General features: G+C 64.4%; 17 protein-coding genes. All 17 read right to left on the bottom strand.

The features are described from left to right. Positions 1–53 precede the first annotated feature (53 nt). Complete coding sequence (gene tatB / locus G3N59_RS33655; protein ID WP_205987157.1) at positions 54–635, bottom strand: Sec-independent protein translocase protein TatB; 582 nt, start codon at positions 633–635, stop codon at positions 54–56. Positions 636–723: 88 nt separating this feature from the next. Beyond that, a complete protein-coding gene (tatA, locus tag G3N59_RS33650) occupies positions 724–966 on the bottom strand; it encodes a Sec-independent protein translocase subunit TatA (RefSeq protein WP_205987156.1) in 243 nt (80 codons plus the stop codon). 168 nt (positions 967–1,134) lie between these two features. After that, positions 1,135–1,503, bottom strand: a complete 369-nt coding sequence (locus G3N59_RS33645; protein WP_205987155.1) for a histidine triad nucleotide-binding protein — start codon at positions 1,501–1,503, stop codon at positions 1,135–1,137. A 30-nt stretch (positions 1,504–1,533) separates the two neighbouring features. Further along, positions 1,534–1,926, bottom strand: a complete 393-nt coding sequence (locus G3N59_RS33640) for a hypothetical protein (protein WP_205987154.1) — start codon at positions 1,924–1,926, stop codon at positions 1,534–1,536. Between the two features lie 149 nt (positions 1,927–2,075). Next, entirely contained in the window at positions 2,076–2,444 is a 369-nt protein-coding gene (locus tag G3N59_RS33635) for a phosphoribosyl-ATP diphosphatase (RefSeq protein WP_027819284.1), read from the bottom strand. Continuing rightward, positions 2,441–2,857: a phosphoribosyl-AMP cyclohydrolase gene (gene hisI, locus G3N59_RS33630; protein WP_205987153.1), complete on the bottom strand. Its 417-nt coding sequence runs from the start codon at positions 2,855–2,857 to the stop codon at positions 2,441–2,443. The genes G3N59_RS33635 and hisI overlap by 4 nt, the downstream gene beginning before the upstream one ends. 4 nt (positions 2,858–2,861) lie before the next feature. Next, positions 2,862–3,635 (bottom strand): imidazole glycerol phosphate synthase subunit HisF, encoded by a 774-nt coding sequence (gene hisF / locus G3N59_RS33625; protein ID WP_205987152.1) that lies wholly within the window; start codon positions 3,633–3,635, stop codon positions 2,862–2,864. Positions 3,636–3,790: 155 nt separating this feature from the next. Beyond that, positions 3,791–4,543 carry a 1-(5-phosphoribosyl)-5-[(5-phosphoribosylamino)methylideneamino]imidazole-4-carboxamide isomerase gene (hisA, locus tag G3N59_RS33620; protein ID WP_205987151.1) on the bottom strand — a complete coding sequence of 251 codons (753 nt, stop codon included), beginning with the start codon at positions 4,541–4,543 and terminating at the stop codon, positions 3,791–3,793. Positions 4,544–4,681: 138 nt separating this feature from the next. Further along, positions 4,682–5,323, bottom strand: coding sequence for an imidazole glycerol phosphate synthase subunit HisH (gene hisH, locus G3N59_RS33615; protein WP_205987150.1), 642 nt, complete (start codon positions 5,321–5,323; stop codon positions 4,682–4,684). Between the two features lie 143 nt (positions 5,324–5,466). Then, complete coding sequence (hisB, locus tag G3N59_RS33610) at positions 5,467–6,054, bottom strand: imidazoleglycerol-phosphate dehydratase HisB (protein ID WP_027819289.1); 588 nt, start codon at positions 6,052–6,054, stop codon at positions 5,467–5,469. A 71-nt stretch (positions 6,055–6,125) separates the two neighbouring features. Next, a complete protein-coding gene (gene hisC / locus G3N59_RS33605) occupies positions 6,126–7,202 on the bottom strand; it encodes a histidinol-phosphate transaminase (protein ID WP_205987149.1) in 1,077 nt (358 codons plus the stop codon). Positions 7,203–7,447: 245 nt separating this feature from the next. After that, positions 7,448–8,764: a histidinol dehydrogenase gene (hisD, locus tag G3N59_RS33600; RefSeq protein WP_205987148.1), complete on the bottom strand. Its 1,317-nt coding sequence runs from the start codon at positions 8,762–8,764 to the stop codon at positions 7,448–7,450. 127 nt (positions 8,765–8,891) lie between these two features. Further along, the gene (gene hisG / locus G3N59_RS33595) at positions 8,892–9,590 is read right to left on the bottom strand and encodes an ATP phosphoribosyltransferase (RefSeq protein ID WP_205987147.1); all 699 of its coding nucleotides are present in this window, start codon (positions 9,588–9,590) and stop codon (positions 8,892–8,894) included. Then, a complete protein-coding gene (gene murA / locus G3N59_RS33590; RefSeq protein ID WP_205987146.1) occupies positions 9,587–10,849 on the bottom strand; it encodes a UDP-N-acetylglucosamine 1-carboxyvinyltransferase in 1,263 nt (420 codons plus the stop codon). The genes hisG and murA overlap by 4 nt, the downstream gene beginning before the upstream one ends. Positions 10,850–10,957: 108 nt before the next feature. Next, positions 10,958–11,206 carry a BolA family protein gene (locus G3N59_RS33585; RefSeq protein ID WP_042298005.1) on the bottom strand — a complete coding sequence of 83 codons (249 nt, stop codon included), beginning with the start codon at positions 11,204–11,206 and terminating at the stop codon, positions 10,958–10,960. Positions 11,207–11,233: 27 nt separating this feature from the next. After that, a complete protein-coding gene (locus tag G3N59_RS33580; RefSeq protein ID WP_205987145.1) occupies positions 11,234–11,989 on the bottom strand; it encodes an ABC transporter permease in 756 nt (251 codons plus the stop codon). After that, positions 11,986–12,921 (bottom strand): ABC transporter ATP-binding protein, encoded by a 936-nt coding sequence (locus G3N59_RS33575; protein ID WP_205987144.1) that lies wholly within the window; start codon positions 12,919–12,921, stop codon positions 11,986–11,988. The genes G3N59_RS33580 and G3N59_RS33575 overlap by 4 nt, the downstream gene beginning before the upstream one ends. Positions 12,922–13,121: the final 200 nt, after the last annotated feature.

The following is a 13,121-nucleotide window of genomic DNA, read 5'->3' as shown; positions in this document are numbered from 1 at the left end:
GCCCTCGGGGGTTGGAGATGGACAAGTTCAAACTCGAATGGGGCATTGGCACGTCAGAAGAAACGCACCGGACGGCGCAGGCTGGCCGGCGTGTGCTGCGCGACGCGCGCGGCGCCCGACTGCACGCGCGTGCGCCGCAGCGTCGCGCGCTTGTACCAGACCGGCGCCGCGCTTTGCTTGACGCGCCAGTTCTTGCGTTTGGCGGTGACGGCGCCGGCGTTGCCGGAGCGCCATGCGCTAGCGCTGGAACCATCGGCGATGCTGGCGCTATTGAATGCCGCGCCTTCGAGCGAAGCCACGGAAGCATCGGCGGGATCGGCGCCGCCCGCGATGCTGGGCGAAACGCTGGTGCCCTGATTCCAGGCGTCGTTCAGATCGGTTTCGTGCTTGCGCAGATTCTCGTGAACGTTTTTCTCGACGTTCTGCGCAGCCTGTTCGAACTCGCCCTTCATGCGGCGCAGTTCGTCCAGTTCGATCTCACGCGTGACTTCCGCCTTGACGTCGTTGATGTAGCGCTGCGCGCGGCCGAACAGGGCGCCCGCCGTGCGTGCGACGCGCGGCAGCCGCTCCGGTCCGAGAACGACCAGCGCGACGACGCCGATCAGCGCCATCTTGGTTAGACCCAGATCGAGCATGAATGGAGCTTTCCGTCAGCCTTGGAGCGAAACAAACAGGAACACGCGGGAATCACGCGAGAACAAGCGGGAAACGACAAAACCGCGATTAACGGAAGTCGTTCGAACGCGGCGTCTTGTCCTTGGCGTCGACGTCGACCGTGTCGCCAGTCTTGGGCAATTCGCGCTTTTGCGCATCCGCGCCCGACTCTTCGCCGTCGCGCATGCCTTCCTTGAAGCCCTTCACCGCACCGCCCAGATCGCTGCCGATATTGCGCAGTTTCTTCGTCCCGAAGACAAGCGCCACGATCAACAACACGATCAGCCAGTGCCAGATGCTCAACGAACCCATGATCAAAACTCTCCTTAACCCCGACGCCATGCGTCATGCACAGCGAGAAAACGTTGGCGCACGAACGCGCTTCACGTCTGGAATGTTGCCTTTAAGGTATTTCGGCTGCGTGGCATTCTGCCCTCTTTCAGCCGCCTTTTCAGAATCGCCTGTGAGCGTGCCGGGCGTTCAGCCCATGCGCTGCCACGGACGCGGCCCCGCCAGCAGATGCGCGTGCAGGTGATACACCTCCTGACCGCCGCCCGGACCCGTATTCACTACGGTGCGAAAACCGGTATCGCCGCCGGTGTACGACACGCCCAGATCCCTGGCGAGCCGCGCCACCAGCACGAACATTCTACCAAGCAGCGGAGCCTCGTTTTCACCGCAATCGGCGAGGGTCGAGATATGTTCGCGCGGGATCACCAGCACGTGGGTCTGCGCGGCGGGCCGGATGTCGCGAAACGCGACGAACTCGTCGTCTTCATAGACGCGCGTGCTCGGGATCAGGCCGTCGGCGATCTTGCAAAAAAGACAGGTGCTGCGGTCGTGACTCATGAGGCTCCCAGGCGGGCGCCCGGCGCGGGATCAAAACCACGCGCGCGGATCGGCCAGCGGCTTGTTGTCGTGCAGATACAGCCAGCCTTTGATGATACGGTACAACGTCCAGATTGCGACAGCCCACAGAATTGGAATGCCGATCACCACGACGAACAGCGCAATGCCGATCAGGTGTCCCGCCAGCCCGTACCAGAAAGTGCGGATCTGCCAGGTGAAATGCCGCTCGTACGGCGTGCCGGCGGCTTCGTCGCGCTTGAGGTAGTTGATGATGATCGCCACCAGCACGGTCACGCCGCCCGTTAGCCAGTAAAACGCGTACAGGCCGTAAAGCACGTGCGTGAGGGTGCGCAGGCTGCGCAGACGATCCGCATCGAGCGAATCGCGCAAGGCGGGAGGCGGATAACCGCCGGACGTGGACATGCGTGGTGTCTCCTGTCGACAGACGCCCGTCCGGAGTGGACGGGCCTCGATGCTTTCGACAAGCCTACTCGAAACCGGTTGCCTGCGCGGCGATCCCGCAACGAAGCGATCACGCAGCAACGACGCAGCAACGACAAAGCAGCGCCAGATTACTCGCCGCTTTCCTCGCGCTCGCGGCTCTTGCGCAGTGCCTTCTCTTCCAGTCCCGACAGGCCTTCGCGGCGTTCCAGCTCGGCCAGCACGTCGGCGGGGCTCAGGTCGAAGTGCGACAGCGTGACGAGGCAATGGAACCACAGATCGGCCATTTCGCCGACCAGCGCCTTCGGCGCGCCGCCCTGGCGCACGTCCTTCGCGGCCAGCACGACTTCGGTGGCTTCTTCGCCGACCTTCTTGAGCACCGCGTCGTCGCCCTTGTGGAACAGGCGCGCCACGTAGGAGGAATCCGGGTCGCCGCCCTTGCGGCTGTCGATCACGGCTGCGAGGCGCAGCAGCGTGTCGTTAGTGTTCAGTTGCGTCATTTGTAGATGTGTTCGGGGTCTTTCAGCACGGGATCGACGGCGACCCAGCGGCCTTCGTCGACGGTGCCTTCGAATTGCTGGAAAAAGCACGAGTGGCGGCCCGTATGGCACGCGATGCCGGACACCTGCTCGATCTTGAGCAGCACGACGTCTTCGTCGCAATCCAGACGGATCTCGCTCACGTGCTGCACGTGGCCCGATTCCTCGCCCTTGAACCACAGGCGCTGGCGCGAGCGCGAGAAGTACACCGCGCGGCGCGTTTCGACCGTTTTGGCGAGCGCTTCGCGGTTCATCCACGCGAACATCAGCACGTCGCCGGTCGTGGCTTCCTGGGCGATCACCGGCACGAGGCCGTTGGCGTCCCAGTTGACCTTGTCGAGCCAGCCCGCGTTTTCACTGGAAGTGTTGGTCATCGCCTTACATCCTCACCGAAATGCCCTGATCGGCCATGAAGCGCTTCGCTTCGCCGACGGTGTGCTGGCCGTAGTGGAAGATGCTCGCCGCCAGCACCGCATCGGCGTGGCCCTTGACGACGCCATCGGCCAGATCCTGCAGCCCGCCCACGCCGCCCGAGGCGATCACGGGCACCGGCACTGCGTCCGAGACGGCGCGCGTGAGGTCGAGGTCGAAGCCGCTCTTGGTGCCGTCGCGGTCCATGCTGGTCAGCAGGATTTCGCCCGCGCCGAATTCGGCCATCTTGCGCGCCCACTCGACGGCGTCGAGGCCCGTGGCCTTGCGCCCGCCGTGCGTGAACACTTCCCAGCGCGCCGGTTCGCCGGGCGCCGAGGTACGCTTGGCGTCGATCGCCACGACGATGCACTGCGAGCCGTACTTGTCCGCCGCATCGCGCACGAGTTGCGGGTTTGCCACCGCCGACGAGTTCATGCCGATCTTGTCCGCGCCCGCGTTGAGCAGGCGGCGCACATCGGTGACGGCGCGCACGCCGCCGCCGACCGTCAGCGGAATGAAGACCTGCGAGGCCACCGCTTCGATGATCGGCAGGATCAGATCGCGCCCGTCGGAGGTCGCGGTGATGTCGAGGAAGGTGAGTTCGTCCGCGCCCTGCTCGTCATAGCGGCGCGCGATTTCGACGGGGTCGCCCGCGTCGCGCAGCTCGACGAAATTGACGCCCTTGACGACCCGTCCGGCGGTCACGTCGAGACAGGGGATGATGCGTTTGGGTAGAGCCATGATCTTGCCGATGATGCCGGTCGGTGATTGTCTATCGGTGCGGTCTGCCAGACACGGCAGCGAGCTGCTTGTCGCGAAATTCGCGCGTAGCGTCCACCATGCGCGGCCGCCAGAAAGCAAAAGGCCTCCAGTGACGGAGGCCATGTGCGCGACGCTTACGCGTCGTCGGATTCGCGCAGGCTGTCCGCGCGCGTTTGCGCCGCCGCGAAATCGAGGTCGCCCGAGTAGATCGCACGGCCGCAGATCACGCCTTCGACGCCTTCGTCTTCAACTTCGCACAGCGCGTCGATATCGGCGAGGTTCGACAGGCCGCCGCTCGCGATCACCGGAATCTTCACCGCGCGCGCGAGGCGCACCGTCGCTTCGATGTTGATGCCTTGCAGCATGCCGTCGCGGCCGATGTCGGTGTAGATGATCGATTCGGCGCCGTAGTCCTCGAACTTGCGCGCGAGATCCACGACTTCGTGGCCGGTGAGCTTGCTCCAGCCGTCGGTGGCAACCTTGCCGTCCTTCGCGTCCAGGCCGACGATGATGTGGCCCCCGAACGCCGTGCACGCTTCCTGGAGGAAGCCCGGGTTCTTCACCGCAGCCGTGCCGATGATGACGTAAGAGAGACCGTCGTCGAGGTAACGCTCGATCGTGTCGAGGTCACGGATACCGCCGCCCAGCTGGACGGGAATCTTGTCGCCGACTTCGCGAATGATTTCGCGGATCGCGTCTTCGTTCTTCGGCTTGCCCGCGAAGGCGCCATTCAGGTCGACGAGGTGCAGACGGCGTGCGCCGCGCTCGACCCAATGTCGGGCCATGGCCGCCGGTTCCTCGGAGAAAATAGTCGCCTGGTCCATATCGCCTTGTTTCAGGCGTACACAGTGACCGTCTTTGAGATCGATGGCCGGAATCAGCAGCATAGCTAACGGGTGATATCTGGAAGGGGTTGGAATCAGCAGGCATCGGCGGAAAAAAGACCCGATCCGACGCCGTTTCGCTAGTTTAGTACAACTCTTTCGACGGCCTTGCCGATACCAGTCGGCGCGGCCGCCAGGGACTTACGGGTTCCAGTGGACGAAGTTGCGATACACGCGCAGACCGGCTGCGGCGCTCTTCTCCGGGTGGAATTGGGTGGCGAAGATGTTATCCCGCGCCACCGCCGAGGTAAAGGCAGCGCCGTACGGCGTTTCGCCAACGGTGTGCGCCGCATCGGCGGGCACCACGTAGTAGCTGTGCACGAAGTAGAAGTAGCTGTCGTCCGGCACGCCGTCCCAGAGCGCATGCGCGCGCGACTGGCGCACACGGTTCCAGCCCATCTGCGGCACCTTGAAGCGCGAGCCGTCGTCCTGCAACTGGCCTTGCAGCTCGAAACGCACCACTTTGCCCGGCAGCAGGCCGAGACCCGGCGTATCGCCTTCGGCGCTCCAGTCGAACAGCATCTGCTCGCCCACGCATACGCCCATCAGCGGCTTGCTGCGCGAGGCTTCGATCACGGCGTCCTGCAGGCCCGATTCCGCGAGGCTGCGCATGCAGTCGGGCATCGCGCCCTGCCCCGGCAGCACCACGCGGTCAGCCGCGCGGATCGCTTCCGGGCGCTCGACGATCTGCACGTCGGCTTCGGGAGCCGCCTGTTTCAGCGCCTGGGCGACCGAACGCAGGTTGCCCATCCCATAATCCACAATCGCAATTGAAGTAGTCATCTCGATTCAGGACCGTCCGTCCTGCTATCTGGCAATCTGTCCGAGGCCCGTCATGACGGCGTTGCGCAAGGCGCATGCGCGCACCTGGCGGTACGCATCGCACATCGCGAACTGGCCGCGCCGTTGACTGAGCGTCTGGCTGATTAAAGGCTGCCCTTCGTCGACGGAATCTTGCCCGCCTGACGCTCGTCGAACTCGGCGGCCTGGCGCAGCGCGCGGCCGAAGGCCTTGAATACGGTTTCCAGCTGATGGTGAGCGTTCAGGCCGCGCAGATTGTCGATATGCAGCGTCACGCCGGCGTGATTGACGAAGCCGCGGAAGAATTCGATCGACAGATCGACGTCGAAGCTGCCAATGCGCGCACGCGTGAACGGCACGTGGAACTCCAGACCCGGACGGCCCGAGAAGTCCACCACCACGCGCGAGAGCGCCTCGTCGAGCGGCACATAGGCATGGCCGTAGCGGCGGATGCCCTTTTTATCGCCGATGGCCTGCGCCACCGCCTGGCCGAGCGTGATGCCGACGTCTTCCACCGTATGGTGGTCGTCGATATGCGTGTCGCCATGCGCCTCGACTTCGAGATCGATCAGACCGTGTCGTGCGATCTGATCGAGCATGTGGTCGAGAAACGGCACGCCGGTCTTGAGCTTTTGCTCACCGGTGCCGTCCAGATTGATTTTCACGCTGATCTGCGTTTCGCTGGTGTTGCGAACGACTTGCGCGACGCGCATGGCAAATTCCTTCAAACAGCCCGTAACAGGAGGGATTAGAGAGGCGCTCGCTCAGGACTCGTGGGGACGGTTCACTTGAGGACAAGCTTCAGGGCGGCGAGCAGCTGCGCGTTTTCGCCGGGAGTCCCGACGGTCAGGCGCACACAATTCGCCAGCAATGGATGCATTTTACTCACGTTTTTGACCAGAACCCGCGCCGTGAGTAGCGTATCGAACACAGCGGGCGCATCCGGCACGCGCACGAGCAGGAAATTGCCGGCGCTTTCGAACACTTCGGCGCCCGGCAGTTTCGCCACTTCGGCGGCCAGATCGGCACGTCCGGCGCGCAGTTCGGCGGCCTGCGCATCGAGCGCGTCGAGGTGATCGAGCAGGAAACCGGCGGCGGCCTGGGTCAGCACGTTGATGTTGTACGGCGGCCGCACCTTGTCGATTTCGTTGAGCCACGCCGCGCGGCCCGCGAGATAGCCCAGGCGGATGCCCGCGAGGCCGAGCTTGGACATCGTGCGCATGACGACCACGTTGTCGAACTCGCCGGCGCGCGCCATCCAGCTTCGCTCGGCAAACGGCTGGTAAGCCTCGTCGATCACCACGAGACCGTTCGCGGCCGCTGCGGCGGCGATCACGCGTTCGATATCGGCGTCGGCGAACAGCGTGCCGGTCGGGTTGTTCGGATACGCGAGCCAGATCACGGCCGGCCGATGCTCGCCGATCGCCGTCACCATGGCGTCCGCGTCGAGCGTGAAATCGGCGTTCAGCGGCACGCCGACGAACTCCACCTGGGCGAATTTCGCCGACATCGCGTACATCACGAAGCCCGGCACCGGCGCGAGCACCTTGGCGCCCGGCTTTGCGCACGCCATCGTGACCATGCTGATGATTTCATCCGAACCGTTGCCGAGCAGCACATCGCACTCTGCCGGCACGTGCATCGCGGCCTTGAGCTTCGCCATCAACGCTTCGGGACGCGGCGCCGGATAGCGGTTGAGCGCCACGCCGGCGAGATGCTCGCCCAGGCGCGCAGCCAGATCGGCGGGCAGCGAAAACGGGTTCTCCATCGCGTCGAGCTTCACGAAGCCGGTCGCGTCAGGCACCGGGTAGCTCGTCATTGCGAGCACGTCGGAGCGGATGATGTCTTGAGGTGTCGTCATGTCAGGTTGGCTCGCGCGTGCAATGGCGGCGAGCCGGATCGGGCGGCTCAAGTGCTGCGTGGGCCGTCCTGGTTATTGTTGGCCATGGAATGAACTAGCTCTGGCCTTGCTCTGGTCTCAGGCGCGTGGGTGCTGCTGTGCTTCGTCGCTACTCAAACGCTACTCAAACGCAACTGCGGTCTTCCTGGCATCGTCTGCACGTCGTCAGGCGCGCCGCCCGGTTTTGCCGCGCGGCGCACGACACATCAGTTCTTCATGCGGTATTCCGCGCTGCGCGCGTGTGCCTGCAGACCTTCGCCATAAGCGAGTTCCGCGGCGATCTCGCCAAGCGTCTGCGCGCCTTCCGCGCTGACTTCGATCAGGCTCGAACGCTTGATGAAATCATAGACGCCCAACGGCGACGAGAAACGTGCGGTACGCGACGTAGGCAGCACGTGATTCGGCCCCGCACAGTAGTCGCCCAGGCTTTCGCTGGTGTAGCGGCCGAGGAAGATCGCGCCCGCGTGGCGGATTTCGGCGCCCCACTTCTGCGGCTCCAGCGCCGAGATTTCCAGGTGTTCCGGCGCGATGTCGTTGGCGATCGCGCAGGCTTCGGCCATATCGCGCACCTTCACCAGCGCGCCGCGATTGGTCAGCGACGTGGCGATCACTTCGGAGCGCGGCATGGTCGGCAGCAATTCGTCGATGGCGGCTTCCACGCGCTTGATGAAGCTTTCGTCCGGGCACAGCAGGATCGATTGCGCGAGTTCGTCGTGCTCGGCCTGCGAGAACAGATCCATCGCGACCCAGCGCGGATCGGTCGTGCCGTCGCAAATCACGAGAATTTCCGAAGGACCGGCGATCATGTCGATGCCGACCGTGCCGAACACGCGGCGCTTGGCCGATGCCACATACGCGTTGCCCGGGCCGCAGATCTTGTCGACCGGCGGAATGGTTTCGGTGCCGTAAGCGAGCGCGGCCACGGCCTGCGCGCCGCCGATCGTGAACACGCGATCGACGCCGGCGATCAGCGCGGCGGCCAGCACCAGCGGGTTCTTCACGCCGTCGGGCGTCGGCACGACCATGATGATTTCGCGCACGCCCGCGACGCGCGCGGGAATCGCGTTCATCAGCACCGACGACGGATACGCCGCCTTGCCGCCCGGCACATACAGGCCGACGCGGTCGAGCGGCGTGACCTTCTGGCCGAGCACCGTGCCGTCCGATTCCGTGTACTGCCAGCTATGCGAGCCGCACTCGATACGCTGCTTTTCGTGATAGCCGCGCACGCGCGCCGCTGCCGCTTCGAGCGCGGCGCGCTGCTTCGGCTGCAGGCTTTCGAGGGCCGCTTCGAGTTCGCTGACCGGCAATTCGAGCGCCGCGACGCTCTTCGCGTCCAGGCGGTCGAAGCGCTGCGTGTACTCGAGCACGGCGGCGTCGCCGCGCGACTTCACATCGGCCAGAATCTGCGCCACCGAGCGCTCGATCGCCTCATCTTCGCTCGCCTCGAACGCGAGCACCGCGTGCAGCGCCTTCTTGAAGCCTGCCGCGCTGGAGTCGAGTTTGCGAATCGTGATAGCCATGCTGATATCCATCCGTGTCAGTAATGCGCGGGTGACGCGCAGCGCCTTTTGAGATACGCGAGGCGCGGTTTGGCGTGCGGGACGCGAGCGCTGCACGCTCGCGCCGGAACACGCCTTAAACAGCCAGTCAGGCGGCCTGTTCGCCGCGCGACGCGCGTTCGAACGCGTCGAGGAACGGCCGCAGTGCGGCGCGCTTCAGTTTGAGCGCAGCCTGATTCACGACGAGACGCGACGAGATCTCCATGATCTCTTCGACTTCGACCAGATCGTTCGCGCGCAGCGTGCCGCCCGTGCTGACCAGGTCGACGATCGCGTCGGCGAGACCGACCAGCGGCGCGAGTTCCATCGAACCGTACAGCTTGATCAGGTCGACGTGCACGCCCTTGGCCGCGAAATGCTGACGCGCGGCTTCGGTGTACTTGGTCGCCACGCGCAGACGCGCGCCCTGGCGCACGGCGTTCGCGTAGTCGAAGCCGTTCTTCACGGCCACCGACAGACGGCAGCGCGCGATGTCCAGATCGATCGGCTGATAGAGACCGCCGCCGCCGTGCTCGTTGAGCACGTCCTTGCCCGCCACGCCGAAGTCGGCCGCGCCGTATTCCACGTAGGTGGGCACGTCGGTCGCGCGCACGATGATGACGCGCAGGTTCGGGTCCGTAGTCGGCAGGATCAGCTTGCGCGAGGTTTCCGGATCTTCGGTCACATGCACGCCCGCCGCGGCGAGCAGCGGCATCGTTTCTTCGAAGATGCGGCCCTTCGAGAGCGCGAGCGTCAGCGGCGCGCCGGCAGCGGCGGCCGGCGTGGGTTGCGTCTGAACCGTGCTCATGCCTCGTTCCCCTTGATGCGCTTCACGTTCGCGCCGAGCTTCGTCAGCTTGGCTTCCATGCGGTCGTAGCCGCGGTCGAGGTGATAGATGCGGTCGATCAGCGTTTCGCCTTCGGCGCACATGGCGGCGATCACGAGGCTGGCCGATGCGCGCAGATCGGTGGCCATCACCTTCGCGCCCGAGAGCTTTTCCACGCCGGCGATCAGTGCGGTCTTGCCGTCGGTCGTGATGTGCGCGCCCAGACGGTTCAGTTCCTGCACGTGCATGAAGCGGTTTTCGAAGATGTTTTCGACCACTTGCGAGGTGCCGTCCGCGATCGTGTTGAGCGCCATGAACTGCGCCTGCATGTCGGTCGGGAACGCCGGGTATTCGGAGGTGCGCAGATTCACGGCGCGAGCGCGCTCGTGCATCGTCACACGCATCCAGTCGTCGCCTTCCTCGATCGTCACGCCCGCTTCGCGCAGCTTGTCCGTGACCGCGTCGAGCGTGCTCGGGCGCACGTTGCGCAGGATCACGTCGCCGCCCGTCGCCGCCACCGCGCACAGGAACGTGCCCGCTTCGATACGGTCGGGAATGACGGTGTGCTGGGCGCCGTGCAGCTTCTCGACGCCTTGAATGACCAGACGATCCGTACCGATGCCTTCGATCTTCGCGCCCATCGCCACCAGCAGGTGCGCGAGGTCGCCCACTTCCGGCTCGCGCGCGGCGTTTTCGATGATGGTTTCGCCATCGGCCAGCACGGCGGCCATCAGCAGGTTTTCCGTGCCGGTGACCGTGATCATGTCGGTGACGATGCGCGCGCCCTTCAGGCGCTTCGCGCGGGCTTCGATGAAACCGTGCTCGATCGAGATCTCGGCGCCCATCGCCTGCAGGCCCTTGATGTGCTGATCGACCGGACGCGCGCCGATCGCGCAGCCGCCCGGCAGCGACACGCGGGCTTCGCCGAAGCGCGCCACCAGCGGACCGAGCACGAGAATCGACGCGCGCATGGTCTTGACCAGTTCATACGGCGCGACGAGGTTGTTCACGTTCGAGGCGTCGAGCAGCACGCGCGCGCCATCCTGTTCGGTACGCACGCCCATCTGGTTGAGCAGCTTGAGCGTGGTGCGCACGTCCTGGAGGTCGGGCACGTTGTCGAGCTGGACGGGTTCGGCGCTCAGCAGAGCGGCGCACAAAATCGGCAGCGCGGCATTCTTCGCGCCGGAAACGATGACTTCCCCCGCGAGCTTCTGCCCGCCGACGATGACGAGTTTGTCCATGCCTGAAGTTTCCTGATCGTTGCGGCCGGCTTGCGGCGCTGCGTCGTGTTGAACGGCGCCGCTGGCTGCGGCGCCTTTATCCTGGGTGATTCGCACTGAGATTCCAGATTATGCGTTCTGCCATTCGGCGGGCGTGAGCGTCTTCATGCTGAGCGCGTGAATTTCCTGGCGCATACGGTCGCCGAGCGCCGCATAGACGAGCTGATGGCGCTGGATCAGACGCTTGCCGTCGAACGCCGACGAGACGATCGTCGCGAAGAAGTGCTGACCATCGCCCTCGACTTCGAGATGCTCGCACGCGAGACCTGCCGAGATGTACTGCTTGACCTGTTCCGGAGTCGGCAACGTAGCTGACATGGGTAGTGCTCCTGCCTGATATTGCGCTTAGTGGCGCAGCTTGTAGCCGCTTGCGAGCAGACGCATCGCAAGCGTCGCCAGCACCACGAAAAAGACGAAAACGATCGCCAGACTTTGCAGCGGGTCGATATCGGAAAGCCCGAAGAACCCGTAGCGGAAGCCGTCGATCATGTAGAAGAACGGGTTAAGCCGCGACACCTCGCGCCAGACCGGCGGCAGCGTATGCGTCGAATAGAACACGCCCGAAAGGAACGTGAGCGGCATGATAAGAAAGTTCTGAAACGCCGCGAGCTGGTCGAATTTTTCGGCCCAGATCCCGGCGATCAGGCCGAGCGTGCCGAGAATCGCCGAGCCGAGCACCGCAAAAGCGATGATGTAAAGCGGCGCGGCGAAGCTCATCGGAATGAACCAGATCGTCACGACGAACACGCCCGCGCCAACGGCGAGGCCGCGCACGATCGAGGCGAGCACGTAAGCCCCAAACATCTCCCAGGCGGCGAGCGGCGGCAATAGAACGAATACGAGATTGCCCGTGATCTTCGACTGGATCAGCGAAGACGACGAATTGGCGAAGGCGTTCTGCAGCACGCTCATCATCACGAGGCCGGGGATCAGGAAGCTCGTGTATTCCACGCCCGGATAGACCTCGACGTGGCCGCGCAGCGCGTGGCCGAAGATCGTCAGATAGAGCAGCGCGGTAATCACCGGCGCCAGCACGGTCTGGAAGGCGACCTTCCAGAAACGCAGCACTTCTTTGTAAAACAGCGTACGGAAACCGCTCATGCGAGCCCCTCGATCACTTCCGGACCGTTCATCACCTGCACGAAGACGTCTTCGAGATCGGCCTTGCGCACTTCCATTTCTTCGAGCTTGCAGCCATTCGCGCGGCACAGGCCGAGAATGCGCTCGACTTCGTCATAGCTCGTCAGACGCAGCAGATGCTGGTTGCCGTTGCCGTTCGGCAAATTCGACATATCGACGGCGAGCGAGCGCAGTTCGGTGGGCAGCGCGCCTTCCGAAAAGCGCAGATACAGCTGCGTGCCCGCGAAGCGTTGCAGCAGCGTGCTGGTGCGTTCGAGCGCGACCACCTCGCCGCGACGCAGCATGGCGATGCGGTCGCACAGCTCTTCCGCTTCTTCCAGATAGTGCGTCGTGAGCACGATGGTGTGCCCTTCGCGGTTCAGGCGCGCGATGAACTTCCAGAGCGTCTGGCGCAATTCGACGTCCACGCCGGCAGTGGGTTCGTCGAGCACGATCACGGGCGGCCGATGCACCAGCGCCTGCGCGACCAGCACGCGACGCTTCATGCCGCCCGAGAGCGCACGCATGTTGACGTCGGCTTTCTCGGTGAGATCGAGATTGGCCATGACTTCGTCGATCCACGCGTCGTTATTGCGCAGACCGAAGTAGCCGGACTGGATGCGCAGCGTCTCGCGCACCGTGAAGAACGGATCGAAAACGAGTTCCTGGGGCACCACGCCGAGATTGCGGCGCGCATTGCGGTAGTCGCTGACGACATCGTGACCGCGCACGGCGATCGTGCCCTCGTCGGCTCGCGCGAGGCCGGCAAGCGCGCTGATGAGCGTCGTTTTGCCCGCGCCGTTCGGGCCGAGCAGCCCGAAGAACTCGCCCTCTTCGACCGTGAAGCTGACGCCTTTGAGCGCCTGAAGCTCTTTGTAGCGCTTCTTGACGTTACGGATTTCTATGGCTGGCATGACTCAGACGCCGCCCGTCTTGAACGGTGCGGCCGGTAAGTGCATCAATGCTGCGGGGAGACCGCGGGGAAACCTTATTTGGGGACGGTTTTAAGCGCCATCATCGCTCCCGGAACCGGGGGCAACGCCCAAAAAACGTTTGATTATAGGCCAAGTCGGAAAGCCCGACCCGACCTCGGTCTGAACAGGGAGATGGGAAA

This window comes from Paraburkholderia sp. Ac-20340, from assembly GCF_017104965.1.
In the GTDB taxonomy this organism is placed as follows: domain Bacteria; phylum Pseudomonadota; class Gammaproteobacteria; order Burkholderiales; family Burkholderiaceae; genus Paraburkholderia.
The sequence above is the reverse complement of the archived record's forward strand: the minus strand, read 5'-3'. Positions and strand labels throughout refer to the sequence as shown.